The organism is Novosphingobium cyanobacteriorum (genome assembly GCF_029436685.1).
GTDB classification, from domain to species: domain Bacteria; phylum Pseudomonadota; class Alphaproteobacteria; order Sphingomonadales; family Sphingomonadaceae; genus Novosphingobium; species Novosphingobium cyanobacteriorum.
Window position 1 is genome coordinate 15726 of sequence record NZ_JAROCY010000019.1, and the last position, 22666, is coordinate 38391.

14 protein-coding genes are annotated in these 22666 nt (G+C 57.8%); 6 read left to right on the plus strand and 8 right to left on the minus strand.

Annotated elements, in window-relative coordinates:
* Positions 1 to 30: 30 nt before the first annotated feature.
* From POM99_RS17360 to POM99_RS17370, 3 genes are all read right to left on the minus strand, one after another.
* Entirely contained in the window at positions 31 to 1296 is a 1266-nt protein-coding gene (locus POM99_RS17360) for a nucleotide sugar dehydrogenase (protein ID WP_277279750.1), read from the minus strand.
* A 482-nt stretch (positions 1297 to 1778) separates the two neighbouring features.
* A complete protein-coding gene (locus POM99_RS17365; RefSeq protein ID WP_277279751.1) occupies positions 1779 to 5615 on the minus strand; it encodes a family 16 glycosylhydrolase in 3837 nt (1278 codons plus the stop codon).
* 437 nt (positions 5616 to 6052) lie between these two features.
* Positions 6053 to 8623 carry a calcium-binding protein gene (locus POM99_RS17370; RefSeq protein ID WP_277279752.1) on the minus strand — a complete coding sequence of 857 codons (2571 nt, stop codon included), beginning with the start codon at positions 8621 to 8623 and terminating at the stop codon, positions 6053 to 6055.
* 536 nt (positions 8624 to 9159) lie between these two features.
* On the opposite strand from POM99_RS17370, the gene POM99_RS17375 reads away from it, so the two are divergent.
* The 6 genes from POM99_RS17375 to POM99_RS17400 all read left to right on the plus strand — a co-directional run bounded on the left by POM99_RS17375 (position 9160) and on the right by POM99_RS17400 (position 16233).
* On the plus strand, positions 9160 to 10551 hold the full coding sequence (locus POM99_RS17375; RefSeq protein ID WP_277279753.1) for an exopolysaccharide biosynthesis polyprenyl glycosylphosphotransferase: 1392 nt from the start codon (positions 9160 to 9162) through the stop codon (positions 10549 to 10551).
* 190 nt (positions 10552 to 10741) lie between these two features.
* A complete protein-coding gene (locus POM99_RS17380) occupies positions 10742 to 10882 on the plus strand; it encodes a hypothetical protein (RefSeq protein WP_277279754.1) in 141 nt (46 codons plus the stop codon).
* A 34-nt stretch (positions 10883 to 10916) separates the two neighbouring features.
* Complete coding sequence (locus POM99_RS17385; RefSeq protein ID WP_277279755.1) at positions 10917 to 11501, plus strand: polysaccharide biosynthesis/export family protein; 585 nt, start codon at positions 10917 to 10919, stop codon at positions 11499 to 11501.
* A gap of 1 nt (position 11502) precedes the next feature.
* Positions 11503 to 13704, plus strand: coding sequence for a GumC family protein (locus tag POM99_RS17390; protein ID WP_277279756.1), 2202 nt, complete (start codon positions 11503 to 11505; stop codon positions 13702 to 13704).
* A gap of 187 nt (positions 13705 to 13891) precedes the next feature.
* Positions 13892 to 14926, plus strand: coding sequence for a tetratricopeptide repeat protein (locus POM99_RS17395; protein ID WP_277279757.1), 1035 nt, complete (start codon positions 13892 to 13894; stop codon positions 14924 to 14926).
* Positions 14923 to 16233: an O-antigen ligase family protein gene (locus tag POM99_RS17400; RefSeq protein WP_277279758.1), complete on the plus strand. Its 1311-nt coding sequence runs from the start codon at positions 14923 to 14925 to the stop codon at positions 16231 to 16233. Before POM99_RS17395 ends, POM99_RS17400 begins: the two co-directional genes overlap by 4 nt.
* A 476-nt stretch (positions 16234 to 16709) precedes the next feature.
* Here POM99_RS17400 and POM99_RS17410 read toward each other — a convergent pair.
* The 5 genes from POM99_RS17410 to POM99_RS17430 all read right to left on the minus strand — a co-directional run bounded on the left by POM99_RS17410 (position 16710) and on the right by POM99_RS17430 (position 22639).
* Positions 16710 to 17827, minus strand: a protein-coding gene (locus POM99_RS17410) for an IS3 family transposase (protein ID WP_438823026.1) whose coding sequence is annotated in 2 segments (ribosomal slippage) — positions 16710 to 17548 and positions 17548 to 17827 — 1119 coding nt in all. Because the reading frame shifts where the segments join, the coding sequence is not laid out codon by codon here.
* A gap of 30 nt (positions 17828 to 17857) precedes the next feature.
* Positions 17858 to 18703: an IS21-like element helper ATPase IstB gene (gene istB / locus POM99_RS17415; RefSeq protein ID WP_277279759.1), complete on the minus strand. Its 846-nt coding sequence runs from the start codon at positions 18701 to 18703 to the stop codon at positions 17858 to 17860.
* Positions 18700 to 19941: an IS21 family transposase gene (gene istA, locus POM99_RS17420; protein WP_277279760.1), complete on the minus strand. Its 1242-nt coding sequence runs from the start codon at positions 19939 to 19941 to the stop codon at positions 18700 to 18702. The genes istB and istA overlap by 4 nt, the downstream gene beginning before the upstream one ends.
* A 317-nt stretch (positions 19942 to 20258) precedes the next feature.
* Complete coding sequence (locus POM99_RS17425; protein WP_277279761.1) at positions 20259 to 21728, minus strand: hypothetical protein; 1470 nt, start codon at positions 21726 to 21728, stop codon at positions 20259 to 20261.
* Between the two features lie 23 nt (positions 21729 to 21751).
* Positions 21752 to 22639, minus strand: coding sequence for a hypothetical protein (locus POM99_RS17430; protein ID WP_277279762.1), 888 nt, complete (start codon positions 22637 to 22639; stop codon positions 21752 to 21754).
* Positions 22640 to 22666: the final 27 nt, after the last annotated feature.

Consider the following 22666-nt stretch of genomic DNA (forward strand, 5'->3'; position numbering starts at 1 on the left):
AAGATGCCATTGCTGTCATGGGAATACCTCTCAGGGAATGGCGCTGACATCGATCGTCGTATCGGTGCGCAATGTCAGCGATCTTGCCAACCGGTTTGTCGCAACGACGAGATCGTAGGTATTGGCCTCGGCGACCTCCTTGGTGACAAGCAAGCTGTCAATCGTCGGGAGGAAGGCATAGGCATAGCCCAGATTCTGGCCGACGAGCTTTTCAGGCGTCAGGCATGGATCATAAATCTCAAGCTTGTAGCCGGCGTCGAGGAACTTGCGCGCCAAGTCGACCGCCGGGCTTTCACGCAAGTCATCGGTGTCCGCCTTGAAAGCAAGGCCTACCAACAGAACGCGCGCGCCCGGCGTCAGCGAACGCGTGAGCCGATCGAACTGGTAATGCTTGTGGGCCTCGTTGCTGCGCAGGAGTGAATCGACGAGCGGCGTATTGGCACCAAGATCTGAGGAGATGTACTGCAATGCCCTGACATCCTTGGGCAGGCACGAACCGCCGAAAGGACCACCCGGGCGCATGTAGTAGGGCGAGATGTTGAGTTTTGTATCGGACACGAAGATATCGTGCACGGTGGTCGCGCTGATTCCGAGCGACTGACAGACTCGCCCGACTTCGTTGGCGAAGGCGACCTTGACGGCGTGCCAGCTGTTGTCGACGAACTTGGTGATCTCTGCTTCGCGGAAGGGCACGCGAAAAACCTGTGCCTCGATCCCTTCGTGCAGCTTCTCCATGTTGGCGCTGGCCGCGCCCGACGCGGTACCGATCACGATCTTGGGTGGATTGAAGTAATCATGGACCGCGCTTGCTTCGCGCAGGAATTCCGGGTTGTAGACCAGTTCGACCTGCTCGCGCATCCTGTCTCCGAGCGCGCCAGCGAAAATCGGGGCGATCATCTGGTCCATCGTGCCGGGACGCATGGTCGAGCGGTAGGCTACTGTAAGAGGACGGTCCCGCGGATCCCCAAGGGCAGCCGCGATCTGCCTGGTTACCTGTACGATGTAACTCATGTTGTGCGCGCCATCGACGCCACTGGGGGTTCCGACGCAGACGATCGCGAGGTCGCAGTCGCCCAGCTGGCCGGTCACGTCGGTGCTCGCCTTGATTCGGCCCTCGGCATGAGCCTGAGACATCATCTCGTCGATGCCGGGCTCCCGGATTGGCGAGAGGCCTTGGCGGACTTGCGCAACCTTGCTTTCGCTGACGTCGATCCCGACGACATCGTGTCCCTGCGAAGCGATGCACGCCACAGCGGTACATCCGACGTAACCCAACCCGAGCACAGCAACCTTCATCGTTCCCCTTTCGATGCCGCCTCGCAGCGCAAGTCCTTGTGCAATGCAATATGCACGGATAATCTGCTGGTTGTAAAGCCAGCCGTCACCCTTGGAACCGGCTTTGCGGCGATCAATTCAATCTGCCACAGGTCAGCCACGCGCCAACCCAGGCTACAGCTACGCCAATTCGGTAAATTTCTGGTTTCCTGTCCTGCACCATTGGCAACAAGACATGGGGCAGCGAGCCTCGAAGGCTCCAGCGCTCCAATTGAAAGACGGTCGAAAGTCGCTCGAAGATCATAGCAGGCGAAACATTCCACCACAAAAATTGAGCGCAATCTTTCGCTGATGCGAGAGATTGCGCTCAGTAAGAGTATTTGTGCAGGCTGTGAACGCCTCCCCAAAAGGATGGTTCCATGCCAGCCAAAAGTAAAATCAGCTCAACGGAACCGTCCGAGGTAACGAGCTGGGACGCACGCTCCGCCATCCTCGATCCGCCATCAGGCGAAGATGTAGTCGCCTTTATCGAGGTTGAACACGTTATCGATCTGGATTGTCGCCATGAGCGCGCCGTTGGAGCTGTGAATCTCATAGAAATCCGAGCCATCAAGCTGCTCGAGCGTGCTCCCAGCAGCAAAGCCGACGAACTTGAGAAAATCGCCCCCCGAGAGGCCCGCGCCAGCAAAATCGGTGATCCCGTCGCCATCTGCCTCGCCGAAGCGCAGGACGAACGTGTCGTCGCCTGCTCCACCAATCAAAGTGTCCGCTCCGCCAGCCCCATCGATGATATTGTCGCCCTTGTTGCCAAGAATGACATTGCCGAGCTCATTGCCAGTGCCATCAACCGAGAAAGTGCCACTCAATGTCAGGTTCTCAACATTGTCACCGAGCGTGTAGCTGAACTTGGAACTGACGCGGTCAGTTCCCTCGCCTGCTTTCTCGATGACGACGTCGGCCGGGTCATCGAGGTAGTAGATATCGCTTCCGGCACCGCCGGCCATGATGTCGGCTCCTCCGCCGCCATAAAGCTTGTCGCTGCCTGATCCGCCGTAGAGGAAATCGTCGAGGGTTCCGCCCTTCAACGTATCATTGCCGCTTCCCCCGTCGATGACCGTCCTGACCCCGGCCTGGAACGCGTCAATCCTGTCAGAGCCACTAGTGCCACTCACCGTCAGCTCCCCCATGGCCAGCGCCGTGTCGGCCAGGCTGCCGCTAACCGTCAGGCGATTGGCCGTGATCACGGCATGTTCCACATTGGCCAGGCCGAATGCAACGTCGGGGAGCGCCAGCAGCGAAGAGCCCGTTGAAGACGCAGGCAGGCTGAACACAGCGTCGCTGCCGTCAGCGCCGAGCTCGACAGTCGTCGCAGCCAGCGTGAAAGTGTCATCGCCGGCGAGGCCATCAACCCGATCGTAAGTCAGATCGGGTTCATACGTGAAGTAGTCGGCTCCGGCCGTTCCGCTCTTGGTATCACCGACCGTGACATTGTCGATGGTGACGGTGAAACTTGCAACCAGGACATTGCCCGCCGAATCGGTCGCCTGGACCTTGATCTGGTGGCTGGCCTGCAACTCGTAGTCGACGGGCCCGACCAGCACGATATCCGATCCATCCAGCGCGAAGCGTCCGCCCGCACTGTCGAGGAGCTTGAAAGTGCTCGAATCGTTCGCATCGGGATCGACAGCTGTCAACGTGCCGACCACGGTGCCACGGGCCGCAGTCTCCTCGATGTCGAGCTGGCTGGCGAGAATGCGGGTCGGGGCGAGGTTGCCTGCAGCGGACGAATTGAATTGATAATCGCCGCTGCCCAGATTTTTGACGTTGGAAATCTGGATCGTTTCGCTGAAGCCGCCATGGGCCGCATCGGCGGTGATGGTATAGTAGTCGCTGTTATCGACCTGAGTCAGGGTCGCACTATTGCCGTAGCCGATGAAGACGAGGCGGTCCCCGCCGGCTACGCCCGCTCCAGTGAAGCCTGTCACCTTGTCGCCATGGGCCTGGCCTGCCTGGAACAAGAAGACGTCATCACCACCACCCCCGCTAAGGACATCCGCACCGGCTCCTCCATCGAGGGTGTCATTGCCACTGCCACCGCTGATCGCATTGGCCAGCGCATTGCCAGTGCCCGTAAAATTGCCGCTGCCGCCGTATGAGAGATTCTCGACATTGCCTGACAGAGCGTAGCGATCGATCAGGACGCGAACCACATCTCTGCCCTCGCCGCCATTCTCGATGACCACGTCGCCGGCGTTTTCGACGACGTAGGAATCATCGCCGGTTCCGCCCTTCATGATATCGGCGCCGGTGCCACCGTCGAGCTTGTCGTTGCCCGCGCCACCCACCAGGGTATCCTGGTCTTCCTCGCCCATCAGGAGGTCGTCACCGGCTCCGCCGTCGAGAACATCGTTGCCGATATCGCCCTTGAGCAGGTCGGCACCATCGCCCCCGAACAGGCTGTCATTGCCCTCGTGACCACGCAGAGTATCGTCTCCGGCATAGCCGTACTCGACGTCGTCCCCCTCGCCGCCGTTCAGGGTATCTTCGCCAAGGCCGGCCTTGAGCACGTCGTTGCCGGCACCGCCCGACAGGGTGTTGCCGAAATTGCCACCGGTGATCAGGTTGTCCTCGGAGTTTCCCGCGCCGTTGAAAGCGCCCGAACCCGTATAGACGAGGTTTTCGAGGTTCAGTCCGAGCGTGTAGCTGGCATTGGCCGTCTTGACGACGTCGATGCCCTTGTCGCCACCCTCGCTGATAGTCTCGTCGCCGCTGGTAACAATATAGGTGTCGTCGCCAAAGCCCCCGTCAAGACGGTCGGTACCGCTGCCGATCAGAGTGTCGTTGCCCACGCCGCCGTAAAGCTCGTCGTACCCGGCGGCGCCATCAAGCGTGTCGTTAAGGATCGTGCCGTAAAGCATGTCGTCACCCGAAGTGCCGACCGTATTGAACGGCAGGCCCTTCTCGACGGTATTCTCGCTGGCATAGACCCGGACATAGTCGATCTGCATCTGCGCCGGAAACGGCGTCGTGCTGTCGGGATCGCCGGCCCAAGGGCTTCCGCCTCCAAGGTTCAGCAGCATGTACATCGGCTTGTCGAGGCCGGCCGGGGTCGGGAGCGTGCGCACCGGCACGCCGTCGATGTACCAGGTCAGGAAGTCGGGCTCCCAGTCGAGGCCATACGTGTGGAATTCGGTCGTCGCGGTCGGAATCGTGAAGAGACCCGCCGTGGACATTTCGCCCGAGTGCACGCCGCCGATCACGTGGGTCGGGTCCTTGCCGCGCTGCTCAACGATGTCGAGCTCGGGTGGCCAGGTTCCATCCATCGGCAGCAGCCAGAAGGCGTCGTGAAGGCCCTGCCCTGCGGCGAGTTTCACGCGCGCTTCGAAGTAGCCGTAGGTCTGGTGAAAACTGCCGATACTGTCAATGTTGCCCGAGGTGTAGTCGTATCCGTAGATCTTCGCTGAGTCTTCTGGCGTCACCTTGTTCATGCTGATCGTGAGTACGCCATCCTTCAACGAGAAAGGATTGATCCCGATCGGCTGACCATAAGTGCCCGTGTCTTCAGGATAGGTGAAATACTGTACCGAGCCATGATCGACTGTCGTATGCCCGGCGAGGCCCGTCCTTGGGAAGAGCGGGTACCAGTTCTCGGTGCTGCCCGTTCCGAGGTTCAGCTTGAAGGTGTTGAATTCATCGGCAAAGACATTCTTGTACAGCTTGACCGGGTTGGAATAGACAAACGAAGACGAGGTCAGGCTGGTGACCAGCGTGTTCTGGAAAATCACCTTGTTAGCGGGATCGATGGTCAGGACCGTATCCGCTCCTACCTGCTTCAAGGCAGAGCGGATCTGCCAATAGGCGGTAAACTTGCCAAAGGCCTGCAGGTTGACCTTGTCGCCTGCGGAAAAGTCGGTGATCGTGTCGATCCCCTGGACGAAAAAGGTGTCATTGCCACCACCGCCCGTCAGTTCGTCGTTCCCTGCCCCACCATCGATGACGTTCTTGCCGACGCCGCCGACAATGATGTTGTCGAGGTCGTTGCCGATAGCGCTGTTCGGCCCCTTGCCCATGAGAGTGAGGTTCTCGACATCGTCGGGCAAGGCATAGGTCCAGTAGGCCTTGACGCTGTCGATGCCCTCGCCCGTATCTTCAAGGATGCGCACCTTGGTCGAAAATACGGTGTAGGTATCGTCACCGGCACCGCCCACGAGAGTCCCGAGACCCGTACCCGGCTTGCCATAGGCGATCAGCGCGTCATTGCCCGATGTTCCCTTGAGCAACTGACCGTCGGTCGTTGCGGCAAAGGTGGTTGTCGGCGAGCCAGAAACCGGAAGTGCCACGATCGTCCCTCACAAGCCCAGGAGTCCTCGCCCGATCGCGTCGCAACCTCCCGGTCAGGGCTGCGCCCGCAGGCAGTTTTCCACAAGTCTACCGGCACAGTGCCGATACCCGTTCGAAAGGATGCCCTGGACAGAGCGACACTCTGCCCTGGCACCTTGAGGCTATGCAAAAGGCCCGAAACCCGCAGATTACGGGACCTCCCTATGGTTAACGTTTCATTGCACGGCAAGTGTTAACAAGCGGTTTCCCCCAACTAAGGTGAAGGTATCGACGCAGATTTCGTCGGCGGTGGCCGCTCGACGAACCTCAACAATCGCTCCGCCAGCGCGATAAACAGTCCGCGTGACGTCGGCGCTGACAGAAGGGCAACAACTTGTTGATACGCTACACGATCAGTCAGTAGCGCAGCTTGGACCGGATGGATCGCTGACCTTGCTTAAATCACGATGAAATCACTCAGGCTGAGGGCAGGCAGGTTGGCAAAATCGCCAACATGGCTCGCTCCGCGCCAGCCGACCCCGTCAGGATCGAACCACAGTGCGCCGCTCGAGGTATTGTACATCAGGGTCGGTGCGTTGCTGGTTGGGGTCGGGCGCGTACCCGAGACGAAGGAAAAGCTGCTGAGGCTCGCGACGCCATAGTCGGAGCCGGACAATACGACTTTGTCGATACCATGCTCGAAGTCCATGATCGTATCAGACGCGGCCGACGGGGCGTCAAATACGAATTTGTCCGCGCCAGAGCCACCCGTCAGCTTGTCATAGCCAGCGCCGCCAGTGAGCACATCATTGCCCCATCCCCCGAAAAGGCGGTCGTTGTTGTTCCCACCGAAAAGCTGGTCCCAACCGGTTCCGCCGTACAATGTATCTGTGCCGCCTAGCCCGTACAGCAAATCATTCCCGCTGCCACCGGACAAGGTGTTGACGCTGTCACTTCCAGTTATCTTGTCTGCAAATGCGCTACCGGTCAGGTTCTCGATCTGCTTGTAGACATCGCCCTTGGCGTCGCCGGTATTGGCCGAAGGGTTGATCAGGCTGGCCGTCAGGCCGCCTGACGCATTGGCATAGCTTGCCGTATCATTGCCCGCCCCGCCCATCAGAATGTCAGCGCCTGCACCTCCCGCGAGCACGTCGTTGCCGTCGTTGCCTGTCAGCGTATCGGCAACGGTACTGCCAATCAGAAGATCCGAGCTATCTGTGCCAAGGAGCATAGCCGAGGTCGTCGTGCCAATCTGCAATGCATAACCGATAAGGTCCGAAAATGCTGCAGGGAGCTCCTTAGTGCCGATATCGGTCGAGGTGATCGTCCCGGCCTTGTCGAGACCCGTCGACGAGACGAACAGCGAGGTCGACAGGTTGGCGCTCGTCATTGTGCTCGCAGTAACGCCTTCGAGCCGGGCCATGGTCACGTAATTGTCGACGCCACCATCCAGGTCGACCTGGAACAGGGTATCGGCCCCCGACTGGACAAAGCGGACATGGCCCAAGGTCGACTTCCAGCCGTAGTGGAAGAACATCTGCGACACATCGATGACATCGCCCCCAGCCCCGGCCTGGAAGTCCTTGATGACATCGCCCGCCTCGTTCACGTTGCGATAGGCGAAGCGGTCGCTGCTCGAGCCGCCGTAGAGCGTATCGCCTCCCTGCCCACCCCAGATCAGGTCCTTGCCGCCATTGCCATAAATGACATCGTCCCCGAGCGCGCCGAGCAGGCGATCGCCTATACTGCTGCCGACGATCTTTTCGTCGGTGGCAAAGGCGCCGACCTTGACGGTCGTGTCGGTAATCGAGGTCGAGGGATCGGTCGGCGAAATGGTGATCTTGTTCGAAAGAACTTCGAAATAGCTGTTGTCGATGGAATTGTCGGTGGCGTTGTTCTGCTTGAAATAGGCAAAACCGTAGTGTTCCTTGAGGTAGACATCCGAGACAGAAATGCGCTTGCCGTCCCCTTCGCCATACTCGAAGAATAGGATTCCTCGCTCGTTGCCCGAACCGCTGACATTGGCAAAAGTGTTGTCAACTCCGCGCCCGCCCATCACACCGTAGCTGTCAAAGACAAGGCTGTCGGTCGTGACATTGTAACGGCCCTCGCTGTGCCACGAAAAGGCAAAGGATGTCGTTTCTACGGCGACCACGTTGGAGACGGTCATCCCGAAATCGGCACCGTACTTCGACGGGTTGACGTGTGTCGCCCACAGGCCGACGGCATTGTCATCGGTCGCATGGCGCACCTTCTCGGCGTAGAAGCCATCGACCGTGGTACCAGTCGAACTCGCCGAGTGGACGCCGTAGCCGAAGTGGCCGTTGGCTGGATCATCCGTAAGATTGATCGCTGCGGACTGCGTGACCTTCCCGTTGACGCAATCGACGAAATTGATGCCCATCGAGTTGCCATCGCGGACCACGACCTTGTCGATGGTGGCATCGACCGTGCTGCGCAGGTCGATCAGATTGTTGGTCCAGGTTGGGTGGCTCTGGTCGCCACGCACCGTGCCGTTCGTGACCACAGCCTTGCCGCTCTCGTAGGCCGAAGCGCGCACATTGGTCTTGTAAAGCGCGGCGTAGTGAAGATCACCTTCGAGCGTGAGGGTATTGCCGTTGACGGCAACGACCTTCATCGCCTGGCCAAGCCTTGTTGCCGCGCCCTGGTCGTCGGGAATCTCGTCATCGGAATAGATCTTGACGAAGTCACCGACCTTGACATTCGAAGCTCCGGAATACGCCACCGTGACCTGTCCGCCCGATAGGCTCCCGATCTTGGCGGAAACGCCATCGACGTGGCCACCCTGAACGCTCAGAACAGTTGCGTCACCGGCCTGTTGCAGGGTTGCACCGTTGAGGTCGACGGTCACCGACCGGTTGCTCACATCGAGCGAAAGCCCCTCTCGGACTTGAATAACGGCGTCCTTGGGCAGGATGATCGTGTCACCATCCCTGGCTTTGTCGAATGCAGCCTGAATTGTGGATTCAGTCGCGCCCGCAGGGAGCGTGATGGTGGTTCCGGCCATAAGGTGTACGATCCGATTTTTTGTAGTTTTCTAGTATGCAGGATGCGTCTTGTGCGCTGCACCGTTAACTATCATTGCGGATTCCCTTACGGCAAGTTCGGCCCGCCGCGCCCAAATCACCGGCTATCGCAGGAATGGCCATAATCGGGTGAAACGAATTAGAAGGGGCTCGTCGGAGGCCTTGCATATGCTATGCTGCAGTGCGAAAGATCACGGCGCAACGAGGACGCTCTAGCCAATGAATCCAGGAGCCATATGCTCAACGCAATCCCGCAGCCGCCGATCGCTTGCGGATGTGCCGACCGTCACAGAACGCTTTCATTCTTGGGGCTACGCTATGACTGGAACGGAACAACCGATGCGGGTTTGTGGATAACGGATAATTAACCATATCATGTAAGATCGGGTTGGCCAGGAACCGTCTTCTGGCTCAACGCTGGTCGAAGCGCGAAACGAAGCTGCTGATGGCTGCTTCGAAGATACGAATGTGCAATGGCACGGCTCGGCGGCGACAGGGGTATGGAATGTTGGGGCTCATGAGCGACCAGGCGACGTTCAACGGTATGACGAGCGCGAGTACCGCGTCGACGCGCAAGGGTCACAGCAAGGCACTGCTGCGTGCGCGGCTCGCATTTGCGCTATTGCCGCTGGATTTTCTGGCGATCGCGATCGGTTTTTCGGCAAGCAGCCTGACCCGCTTCGGCACGTCCTGGTCAAATGACTCAAGCGTACTCGTCATCGCCACACTGCTGCTTTACCTGATCTGTGGTTCGGCCATGCGCGCCTACTCTGGCATGGTGCTCGTTTCCCACACCTACACCGTCAGCCGCTCGATCGGCGCGCTCGCGATCGCTTCGGTGACGCTTGCCACCCTGCTGTTCCTGCTGAAGGCCGGTGAGCGCTTTTCGCGCATCGAAGTCGCCATAGGCATGCTGTACGCCGCCCTGGCCCTGGTTGTGATCCGGCTTCTCTACGTGCGCTACAGCCGGGTACGCCTTGAAGGCGCACTCTATTCCGAACTCGTCTTGCGTGACGGCGTGTTGGGATCGCCGCAGCGCGCCGTTCCGGCCATCGACGTCGCAGCCTACTTCAACGTCGACTGCCCTGGTCCCGAAGACTATGACCGCCTGGCGCAGGTTCTGGGGCAAGTCGATCGCGTGATCGTCGAGTGCCCTGCCGAGCGTCGCGCAGCCTGGGCTCATGTGCTCAAAGGCATGAATGTCCACGCCGAGGTCGTCGCGCCTGAACTGTCGGACTTTCATCCTATGGGCATCGGCCGCTTCGCCAACAGTCCGACGCTTGTGATCGCCCAAGGCCCCCTGGGCCTGCGCGACCGGTTGATGAAGCGCCTGTTCGACACCGTGTTTTCAGGTCTGGCGGTGCTGTTCTTTTCACCACTGCTGATTTTTGTCGCGCTCGCGATCAAGCTCGACAGCGAAGGCCCGGTGTTCTTCCGCCAGCCACGCATCGGCCGGCAGAACCGAATCTTCTATGTCTTCAAGTTCCGTTCGATGCACGTCAACCAACTCGACCACGGGGGGACCAGATCCACCCAGCGGGGCGATCCGCGTGTGACGCGGGTTGGCCGTATCATCCGCGCAACCAGCATCGACGAGCTGCCGCAGCTGTTCAATGTCCTGAAGGGCGACATGAGCGTCGTGGGCCCTCGCCCACATGCCATCCATTCGACAGCCGAAGACCTGCTTTTCTGGGACATCGATTCCCGCTATTGGCAGCGCCACGCCTGCAAGCCCGGCATTACCGGCCTCGCGCAGGTCAAGGGCTTTCGCGGCGCGACCAACTACAAGCGCGACTTGACCGACCGCGTCACCGCAGATCTGGAATACCTGGCGCGGTGGACGCTGTGGAACGATATCCTCATCATCATGCGCACCTTCGCGGTGCTGGTCCATAAGAACGCGTATTGACAGAATGCAAGCAAGCTGACGCCGAAGTTGCGCGCTGAAGAATCGTCGCGACAATTGCGGCAAACTGTCCTTGATCGTGTGCTGCCGATCTGCCGAATGTATGTACTGCTCGGACAGTATTGACGTCGACCCGACAGGCAGCCCGGGACTTTCATGAATCCGGTTGCGCTACCGCACTGCAACATGCTTAATGGCTTTTCCGGTCGAAGCGGCTTCACGCTTTGATTCTGGTTGGTCGGATTATGCGGTGGGGGACGACACGGATGCGGTGGCTGCGCTGGGTCTTGGTGATTTGCCTGGCGATGACGGCGGCGTCATGCGCAACTCCTGACGTGCTTCCTCGCGGAGAAAGTGCCTACGAGCTGATGCCGACGCCCGAGGCGCACGTCCCTGTGCAGGACTACCGGATAGGTCCGCTGGATACGGTTTCGATCACGGTATTCCAGGAGCCGGATCTCAGCGTCAAGGATGTCGTAGTTGAGGCATCCGGCACACTCTCCCTGCCCCTTCTCGGCAAAACGCAGGTCGCCGGACTTACCACGTCGGAGTTGGCGGCTGACCTCCAGGCCAAGTATGGTGCCCGGTACGTACGTAATCCCCAGGTGAATGTCACCATCACCAATCCTGTCTCGCAGCAGGTGACCGTGGAGGGCAACGTCATTCAACCGGGCAGCTATCCGGTTGCAGGCCGTATGACCCTGCTTCGCGCGCTTGCATCGGCGCGCGGTCCTACCCGCATGGCAGCCTTGGACGAAGTGGTCGTGTTCCGGGTTGTGAACGGTCAGCGCATGGGCGCCCTGTTCGACGTGAATGCCATTCGCAAGGGTCGGGCGCCTGATCCTCAGATCATGGGCGATGACATGGTCATCGTGGGCTTCAACGCAGTGAAGGGCGCCTATCGCGACTTCCTGCAGACCGCTCCGGTCTTCGCTATCTTCAGGAATTTTTGACGTGGACGCCACGACACAGGGAAAAGGCGCTGGACTAAACCGGGGTGTGGCCCCGGACAGCTATCTCGAATACGACGATAGCGGCGACATCAGTTTCGCCGATATCCAGCGCAGGCTTTTCTGGCTGGCCGATGCACTTTGGCGTGGTCGCTGGATAGTCTTGGCCATCGTGGCCGCCGCTCTCGCCCTGGGCATGATCGGGACCTTGCTGATAACTCCGCGCTATACCTCGACCGGCAGCGTGCAGATTGATCAGCAGACCGAGCGCGTTTTGGGCACCGAGGATCAGGAGCCGGCGCAGGCTTACCAGGACGCCGATCGGTTCCTGCAGACCAATGTCGAAGTCCTCCAGAGCCGTGCCACGGCCATCAGGGTGGCGCAGTCCCTCAACCTGTTTGCGGGCGACACATTCATCGACACCATGGGTGAGCGCGTAACGGTGCGCGATGGGGAGGACCCGCAACTTGTCCACCGTGACAAGGTGCTGGATCTGCTGCACGATAACCTGAAAGTCGACCTCCCGGTCAACTCCCGCATCGCAAACATCAGCTTCACTAGCCCTGACCCTAAGCTTTCCGCGCGGATCGCCAATGCCTTTGCCGACAACTTCATCACCGGCAATCTGCAGCGCAAGTTCAACAGCACGTCCTACGCACGCACGTTTCTCGAGAAACAGCTGGTACCTGCACGCGAGCGCCTGGAGACGTCCGAACGGGCACTGATCGCCTATGCGAGAAGCGCCGGCCTCATCGATATCCAGGGGGCCGATGGGCAGAAGGATCAGGGAAGTTCCAATTCCACCACCCTGTCGAGCCTGGTGGAACTGAACAACGCCCTCTCGAACGCGACGGCCAATCGCATCGCCACAGAGGAGAGACTGCGCGTGGCGCTTGGCACACCTTCAGGCGCCCTGCCCGAAGTATACAGCAATCTCGGGCTGCAGAACCTTGTCAACGCGCGCGCACTCAAGAACGCGGAGCTTCAGGACGAACTCAAACGGCACAAGGAGGATTATCCCAGTGTCGTGCAGGCACGTGCCCAGATCGCTGAACTTGACCGGCAGATCCATCAAAGTGACAGCAACATCCGTCGCTCGCTCAGGGACCAGTTTGAAACCGCGCGCCGCCAGGAACAGGCGCTTTCGTCCCAAGTCGATGCGATCAAGGCCGCCGCGCTCGCGGAAAAGGACCGATCGGTCCAATACAATACGCTGCGCAGGGACCTTGATTCGAACCGCGCCATGTATGAAGCGCTGCTTCAGCGCTACAAGGAAGTCAGCGCGGCGTCTGGCATTGCTGCAAACAATATATCGGTGGTTGATCGGGCAGACCCAAGCCTCAAGCCAACGTCACCCAAACTTATCCTGAACCTTGCCATCGCGGCCATACTCGGCTTGCTTCTGGCATCTGCAACCGTGATAGCTCGCGAACTCTTCGATGACCGCATCCAGGACAGTCTCGATGCCGAGCGCAAGTTTGGCATCCCGACCATCGGGCTGATTCCACAGTTCGGTGCGGAATCCTCGGCCAGCCAGGAGCTTGGCCGCGCTCGGTCCGCGGTAAGCGAAGCCTATCAGTCGGCGGCCACGGCGGTCCTGCTCAGCAGCGCTACCGTCACGCCCAAGGTGCTGATGGTGACGAGCTCGCAGCCCGGAGAAGGCAAGTCTTCGAGCACAATCGGCCTCGCAAGCGCCTTCGCCCGCCTCAACAAGAAAACCCTGCTGATCGAATGCGATCTGCGTAGACCGTCCCTGCAAAGTCGGCTTGCCGGCATCGGAAGCGATTCCTCGGGACCCGGGCTGTGCGAGTATCTGGCACGGCAGGCGAGCAGTCCAAAAGTGTACCATCATGAGCTTCTTCGCTTTGACTATGTTCTTGCCGGCGTGACGCCACCAGACCCTGTCCAACTCCTTGGCTCCCCTTTGCTGGCGGAACTGGTCCGCGAATATGGCAAGAAGTATGACCAGATTGTGCTCGATGGCCCGCCAGTCCTGGGTCTGGCCGATACACCAATCCTTGCCTCCAACAGTGATGGTGTCCTGTTTGTCGTAGAGGCCAACCGATCGCACCGCGGTCGGGCAAAAACTGCCCTAGCCCGTGCACGTCGCTTCGACGCTCCGCTGATTGGTACAATCGTGACCAAGATGCGGGTGAGCGTCTGGTCCGGCTATGGTTATGACGTCGAATACTACAGCTACGCCTGAGCAATCCGGACGAAGCAATCGGGGGTTCGGTGCTTTTGCACTCCGGGTCGCTGCAACCGTTGGCATCGCGTGTGGAGCAGTTCTTGTAGTACGCTACTGGAGCGACTATTACGCGCAGCAGGATCCAAGCTGTCGTGACGAGCCGGCACCCTTTGCATTTCAGGCCCAGACACTCGCGGAAATCGCCATGCAATGTCTCGGCGACGGGGAAATCCGCAAAGCGCAAGATCTTGCATTGACCGCATTGAAGCGGCAACCGATGAACCAAATGGCTATGGCTGTTCTGGGCTCGGCCGAAGACCTCAAGGGGGACCGGCAGAAGGCCGATGCCTGGTTCAGGAGCGCAAGCGCCCTTGGACATCGGGACTACACAGTTGAGACATACTGGGCTCAGCGATCGCTTGAACGTGGCGACCTGGTAGGAGCAGCCGCACACATCGATGCCCTCTTGAGAGCCGGATGGAAAGGCGATCCGGTCAAGGACCTGGCTCTACAGCTGGAGAATATCCCCGCCGGACGCATGCAGCTTGTGAGAGTCATGATCCCAACCTCTCCTTGGGCGGTCGGGTATCTTTCGACCGTTTCGGACTTAACGCCATCGCAACTAGCCGCCCGCCGCGATACCCTGCTGCTCATCGCGGATGTGCCGGCTGCGCTGATCGAATCCGAAAAGCTGCGCCTGGCTGTGCCAACGATCGAAGCTTTGTACCGCGCCAAGCGATTCGAAGAAGCACTCTCGCTTCGCAACAAGTTTCCACCGTTCGGGCCACCTGCAGGAATTCGCGATCCCCTCTTCAAGGGATTGGCCAGTGAACCAACCGGACCGTTCGACTGGAAGCGTGGCAATGACGCTGGGCTAGATTTGCAGGTTGGCAAGGGTTCTGCCGGACAATCTGGCTTGATCCTGAGCGCCGTCGACCCAGGGCGCTATATCGTCGCTACTCAAACAGTGCGATTGTTGCCGGGTACGCATCAGCTAGTTTTGGCAGGTCGGAGCCCATCGGACGCCAAAGCCGTGCTCGTGGTCAAGATGGAGGGACTGGAGAACGGCGAAAAGCTGAACCCATTATCCATGCGGGCACCAAACGAAGATGCTCCAAGCAAGGCCGGATTCGCAGTTTCAGGGAAAGACCGCTACTTCAGGATGGTCCTGTCTGTCGAATGGAGTGATGGCGACGCCACACCAGTCGAGGTCTCATCTATTTCCGAGAATGTTCAATGAAGGAAATGCTTGCTGCGAATTGCAGGCTTGCTGCATCAGCCTTGCTGATGGTCTCGGCTTTGGCAATCGGAGGAAGCGCCAGCAGGCCTGACTTTGAACTGGCGCTGACAGCCTTGGCATTAGCCTGCCTGTTGACTGATCTTTGGCTTGTACATCCCATCCAGCGTAACAGCATTATTAAGTGGATCATCCTGCTCGTCGCGATAGTACCGATGCTGCAATTGATACCATTGCCCGAGTTTCTATGGACGACCCTGCCCCAAGCGGAAGTTGCACGCAATTTGCCCCTCGGTGCGCCGGATGCTACCTTCCGGAAAACACTGACGATCAATCCAGACAGCACGCTGTATTCGTTTCTGGTCACAATTCCGGCACTTGTTGCGCTTTGGATGGCATCGGGCCTTTCTCGACGTGATCAGACCATCCTCCTGGGCCTCTTCGTTATTGGTGTGATATCCTCGGCCATTCTGGGAATTTTTCAGTCGGCGGGTGGCATGTCGATGCAGATATACCAAGATTCGCACAGGGGCGTGGCAACCGGCCTCTTTGCCAGTCGAAACCATTTTGTTGATCTGTTGATTTTGGGTGTACCGGTTGTATTTTATTTGTCCCTATCTTACAAAATAGCCGAGAACCGCTCACTCATTATAGCCGCTCTTTGCTCAATGAGCTTAATTCTCTTTGCTTCCGTTATTGGTTCGGCTTCCAGAACAGGGCTGATACTATTTGCATCTACTTTCTTGGTCTGCACAATCCTATATATTGAGCCATCTACGCGCTTGAGATTTTCGTTTTTATCGCTTGCCGCGATCGCATTTTTAGGTTCAGCGCTTTATTTGGCGCCAAAAACTGGGTACATCAAGGTTATCTCCGATCGCCTATCGACGGAGGGAGAGGCTCGTTGGGAGATTTGGCGCAACAGCTTGGAAGCCGCCAAGATGTTTTTACCTTGGGGTTCTGGATCGGGCACGTTTACGCAGGCGTACATGATCACGGAGCCTCTGAAAAGTATGCGTTTTAGTTATATCAACGCAGCACATAACGAGTACTTGCAGTTCTTTCTTGAAAATGGCTATATATTCATTGCCCAATTAATGATATTAGCCCTGATATTTCTCAAAATAATTGCCAGACGTGATACAAGTCGGCAGGTCTTACTACTGGCCGTCTGCTTCAGCGCAATTATCGTTCATAGCCTTGATGATTATCCATTTCGAGTCTTGGCTCTGAATATTCCGTTTAGTATCTTAGTAGGATGCATTTTAGGTAAACTAGACACCTGCAAAAACCGGGCATTTCAGGGCTGATTGCGGCGCCTGCGAGTGATTCTGGGCTACCCGGCGTTTGCAGGCGCGTTGCCGCTCCGTTCCCGATGGCATTCTGGGTGATACGCCCCCGTTCCCCGAGGCTACAGGCAGAGTCATCCTATGCTTTGGCTTCGTTCGGGGAAGATCAGACTGTTGAAGATTTAGGCCAGATAACAAGGGTGAATTTCGCTTCGGCACGGGCCAGGCCGATTGTGCTGCACCAGGATCTGCAGACGTTGCTTGGTTGCCATATGCAGGCTTTCGAGGCGTTGGATGGCGTGTCCATCGAGATTAGCTATGACAGGATGGTAAGCGTCCGGCCTCGGTCGTGTTGTCAAGTTGATGCGCCATCGCGATGAAGGTAAGCATACACCGTGACGTGACCCCCTGATTTTCCTCCAAGCTTGATTAGAGTCCGGCCATTGGATTGACCCTGTCCCGGATTTGCCGCCGGCCAGAACGAGAGATCCGGCACTTCATCGGCCGGGGTTAACCCCGGGCGATGAAGCAAATTCGGCAGGCGTCATGAACCCCAGGGATGTGTGAGGTCGGGTCTCGTTGAAGTCCGTCCGCCACGCCTCGATCTTGGTCCTGGCATCGTCCAATGACAAGAACCAATGCGTGTTGAGGCACTCGTCGCGCAGGCGCCCGTTGAAGGACTCGACGAACGCATTGTCGGTGGGCTTGCCTGGCCTGCTGAAGTCCAGCGTGACCCGGTTGATATAGGCCCAGTGGTCGAGCGCCCGAGAGATAAATTCGGGGCCATTGTCCACCCTGATCTTCGCTGGCGGCTCACCCCGCTCGAACAGCAGGCGATCCATGACGTCGACCACCTGCTCGCCCTTGATCCCCTGATCGACGTGGATCGCCAGGCACTCGCGGGTGTAGGCGTCCACAACCGTCAGGGCACGGAACCGCTTGCCGTTGAACAGGGCATCGGACACGAAGTCCATTGCCCAGACATCATTGGGACACGAGGGCACCGGCCGCTCCACCCGGCGGGCAGCCATGACATGCCTGCGCGGCCGTTTTGCCCGCAAATTCAGCCCTTCCAGACGGTACAGGCGATGCACCCGCTTCACATTCACCGGCCAACCCTCCCGCCGGAGCAGCACGTGAATGCGGCGATAGCCATAGCGCACGCGTACCGCCGCGATCTCTTTAATCCTGTTTCGGAGTGGCGCCTGGTCGCCTCGGACCGACCTGTAGCGATGGGTCTTGCGATCGAACCTGAGAACGGCGCAGCTGCGCCGCTCACTCACCCGATAGCGATCCTGCACCCAGTGGACGATCTCGCGGAGTCGGCCAGGCGCTACACTTTTTTTGCCAGAACTTCTTGGAGCATGGCCTTATCCAGTGACAGGTCCGCCACAAGCCGTTTGAGCTTTTGGTTCTCTTCCTCGAGCTGGCGCATCTTGCGCAGCTCCGATGGGCCCAACCCGCCGTACAGCTGCTTCCACCGGTAGTACGTCGCTTCCGACACACCCATCTTACGGCAGACCTCGGCGACCGGTGTTCCAACCTCAGCCTGGCGCAGCGCAAACGCGATCTGCTCGCTGTCAACGCCGACCGAAGATTCCCCAGAAGTGCCGATGTAGAATTCCCCAGTTCGGGATTTGGGTGATCAGCCGTAGCGGTGATCGATGGGTCGCTCCTTTGGTGGCCGTCCACGCCGGCGTGGCGGGGGCGGCGGTGTAATTGTGGCGATAGTCCTGGTGTGTTCGGGGATGAGATCGGTGTGGGCGCGCAGCCGGTAACTGGCGCCCTCGATCTGGATGACGATGGCGTGGTGCAGCAGGCGATCCAACAGGGCGGTGGCGACGACGGGGTCGCCGAAGACGTCGCCCCATTCGGCGAAGCCTCGGTTGGATGTGAGGATCATCGCGCCCTTTTCGTAGCGTGAGTTGACGAGCTGGAAGAACAGGTTGGCGCCACCTGGGGTGACCGGCAGGTACCCTATCTCGTCGACGATCAGGAGGCTGTTGCGGTTGAAGAAGCGTAGCCGCTCAGGGAGCCTGCCATCACGTTCGGCGCGCTCCAGCATGTCGATCACTTCGGCCAGGCTGGCCCTGTAGACGCGCTTGCCGGCGCGAACGGCTTCGACGCCAAGCGCCGTTGCCAGATGGGATTTGCCTGTTCCTGGCAGCCCCACCAGATGGACGACCTCGCCGCGTTCGATGAAGTCGAGCTGGGCGAGCGCGATAATCCGGCTTCGATCAAGCGAAGGCGGGAACGAGAAGTCGAAGCCCTCGATCGTCTTCATGGGCACGAGACGGGAGGTCTTGACACCCATGGTGAAGCGCCGGCTTTCGCGGTTGCCGTGCTCGTGAGAGAGCAGAATGTCGATGGCTTCAAGAGCGGTCATCTCGCCGCGCTCGAGGCAGCGCATAGTATGGTCCAAGGCTTCGAGGGCGCGAGGCATCCTGAGGCCGACCAGGCTTGCGCGAATACTGTCGATGATTTCGGTCATGGCCGCACCTCCATACCGGCCAGGCGCCTGCCGACGGCTTCATAGATGCTGAGGGAGCGACGCCCGATCTCCCGGCCCGTGGCAGGAGCTGGCGCTTTTTGCTGGATCTGGGCGAGTTTGCGATGAACGGGATCGACACGGCGCTGATTACGCCCCTCGAGCACGGGATGTACCGCGATCAGCTTGCGGTCCTCGAAGATCCTGATCTCGCGCGGATGGTTCTGGACTTCCACGACGCGCTTTCTCGTTGCGTCGGGCACCGAGTAGAGATTGCCGCCGACCGATACCATGCCTTCATGGCTGACCCGCCGTTCGACAGTCAGAACCGCATTGTAGGCCGCAGAAGGCAAGGCGGTAAGCGCCGCCCCTTCCTCGGCGAAGTGCTCGGCAACGATGCATCCCGTCGTTGCGTGACGACGCACGTTGGCAACCGTGTCGAGCCAGTTGCGGAACTGGCCATTGAGGTCCTCGGCATTGCGGAAGGTCCGGCCCAGGAAGAAGTCCTGGCGGATGTAGCGGAAGGGGCGCTCGACTTTGCCCTTGGTCTTGGCGCGATATGGCCGGCAGGCGCGCGGTAGAGCGCCATAATGGTCGAGCAGCGCCACCAGCGACCGGTTATAGATGACAACGCCTTCAGCATCCTCGTCGATGACTGCGGTCTTCATCCGGTCGTAGAGGACTTCGCGCGGAGCGCCGCCCATGGCATCGAAGGCCTCGATGTGGCAGCGCATCACCGTCTGCAGGTCCTGGGTCGGGCAGAACCTGCCCCATAACCACCGACTATGGCCAAGCACCATCGAGAACAGCCAGAACACCTTCACTGCTCCGGGCTCATCGGTGAACTCGACGCGGAACTGAGCAAAGTCGACCTGGGCCTGCCGGCCGGCAGTGGTCTCGAACCGGCGTTCGAACGGCTTGATGCGGACAGGTCGATTGGCGCGCAGGTAGTCGGTCACGGCACTGTAGCCGCCGCCATACCCCATCGCCTTGATCTCTCGCAGAAGCCGTTTGCCCGACAAGTCCGGGTAAAGCGTGATCCGCTCCAGAAGGTAGGGCTCGAAAGCAGCGAGTTGTCGCGGACGTTGGGGCCGCGGCTTGTACGTCGGCGGCTTGATACCCTCCGCCAGGTCCTTTCGCACCGTCTTGCGATCGAGACCGGTCTTGCGGGCGATCGCGGACACCGACAGCCCCTGCCGGCGCAGATCATGGATCATGACAATTTCCTCAAGTCTGACCACCCAACCGCTCCCGCCAATTCCGCGGGGCCATCGAGTAGCATGTGAAGATCGATGCCAATTCGCTCCGGGGTTAACCCCGGAGCAAATTGGCGCTGACCTCAAACTGGGGAATTTTCATTCGGCACTTTTGGGGAGAATACAGCCGGCACCGACACTCGCCTGTGAACTTCGACTTCTTCATGCAAAATCTCCAGCTTCCGTCAGCTTCGATTTTGCCAGATTTCTCTCATTCTCACTGGAGGCATTTTCCGGGACAGGGTCAAATAATCACAACCGCCGCGGCTCTAATCAGGGCCCGATGAAAGTCACGTGGCAGGTCAGTCACGTCGATTATGTCGACGGATGTGTTTTCCGTAAAAATATATGCAAAGGCCGACAATAAACATTACCGGTATCTCTCGAGATCCATAGTTGATCATCGCAGAGACCTCCTTTTCGCCCACCTTCTGCAAATTTATTCCTAAAATAAAAATTGACCAAGGGCTTGAGCCAGCAGGTCCACTTAGCAATTCCATTATACCAAACACTATAAAAATGATAACTCCGGGAAAAAATATCACTGCATAAATGTCCCCAAATGCAGCAGAGCTAGCAATAAGTCCTATAACTGGTCTAGCAATCGAACCATTCGCTCTGACGCCATAGTGCCAAGCTATGATGTCTGGCGACGCTATTCCGGTCTTGTGAATTAGGAATCCCGGAATGTATGCCTCAGGCACATCTGCCAGTGATGAAAACCCTAAAGTTCCCCTAGCCGGCAAGGACCGTACAACTTGATCAATGGGCATAAGTAGACAAAACCTATCTGCATTTACGGTGCTAGGAAACAAATACGATTGATTTTTTCCGTAGCTGTACTCGTATCCTTTAGCAACATTTGCAGACTTGTCCCACAAAACGTAGAGATTGTAGTGGCTATCATTCAGGGTATTGGTGGCAACTTGATATATCTCCAATGGAGCGTACGAACGTAACTGCGGCCTCATAACTTGTATTAAGGGTGCGACTACCATGGTAAGAGCGATGCACAGACAAGTTAAAGAGAGGTACGTTGCAAAACGGACTGGCCTACCCTTAATAAGAACGATGCTCAATAAGATAACTAATAGGCTATCAACCGCCGGCTTCTTAATATTGCTAAGAAGTGCTAGGGTGACGACAGATATGAACATAAAGGCCAGCAAAACTGCATGCTTAGGCTCATTGGGTCGCGTGCGCCAGAGGTAGGCCTGGAAAGATACTCCAAGTATTATTAAAATACTCAGAGTGCCAAATCCGCCAAAACCATCTGTAATCTGTCCAGATTCGGCTCGAGGCCTTAAAATATTATGAGCAATCTGAGCGAGCATTCCGATTAAAAAGATGATAATTGAAAGATCTTTCAATATCAATGGAGATGTGGTCAACTGAGTCAGTTGCAGTGGTGCAGATTTAGAGTGAATGAATGTACGAGCTAATAGATAACCTAAAAATCCTGACAGAATTCCCAGTAGAAGATAGCTTGCTGATATGCTGGGTTGGACTAGATTTTGATCTATTGGCTGTCCGAGAAAAGTTTTAATAACTAAAGCTGCAGTTGAATTGTAGGTAGTGAATACAACCCATAAAATGTCACTTGTAGTTATTGTTCTAAAGGCGAGAGGAAATATCGAAAGTGCTGATGTAATAGCCATAACCACCAGCACGTACGTGCTAGCCCCGTAAAATAACTGTAATAATGTAAATATCAACAATGCTGTTATCCAAATAAAGGATAATATCATTGAAACATTGCTGTTTATCTTCATAAATCCGCCGATTATTTTGAAAATTACAATCCTGGGTTTGTGCTTACCGTCGGTCTAATCTTAATGGCCGCTTCGATCCACTCATGATCCTGAAGGACTTGCGCGCCATAGATAAGTGCGAGGAATGCTGATCGCGTATCCAGACCTTTAAGTCTTCCGTCGCGTCCAGTTTCAATGCCAACACGCGTGCTATCGGCTAGCGAAACGGTTCCATCGCTCTTAATGCGGGCAATCCACCAGTCGCCGGCTTTGCGGATCATGCGCTTAAGCTCGTTAATGAGTGTGCTATTGTCGCATACGCTCAGAAATCTTAAGGCGAAAAGGATGCCCACCATCTGATATGAGACATCGAACCCAGTTTGGCCAGCTTTAGGGCCAATAAGCTTCATTTCTGGATTTATTCCATTAGGCAACTGCTGCTTCATTCCGCGGCAAGCCCAACGCACGGCTACTTTCATGATATCTGGATCGGAGAGCGCGACTGATGATTGCGCCAATGCAGCCGCCTGAAGGTAATATCGATGAGTTAGGCCGTAGTTTGACCGCAGGCCTTCTGCTTCTGACGCAATAAGCCAATCGGTTCCGCGCTGGAGAGCTGAGCGAGAGGCGGGCGAACTCCCTATTCGATCCACGTTGGTGGCACGTGCCAACGCTTCGATAAAGAATGATGACGAATGAAAATCAGCGCCTGAGCTAGGGAAGCGCCCGCTGGCTTGCTGCTGGTCGCACCCCCATTTGAGTACTCGCCAACCGATCTCCTTCCAATCAGCCCTGCCCGAGAGGACGCCGTGGAAAATCCAGTCGCCACCTGTCCGTTGCTCCTCGATCTTCCACATTCCAGATCGATTGCGACCAACAGCTCCGCTCGGTCCTACATCCCTACCTCCTGGGAACCGAAAAATACGTTCCATCAGGAGTGGGTGCCGAGACCATTTTAG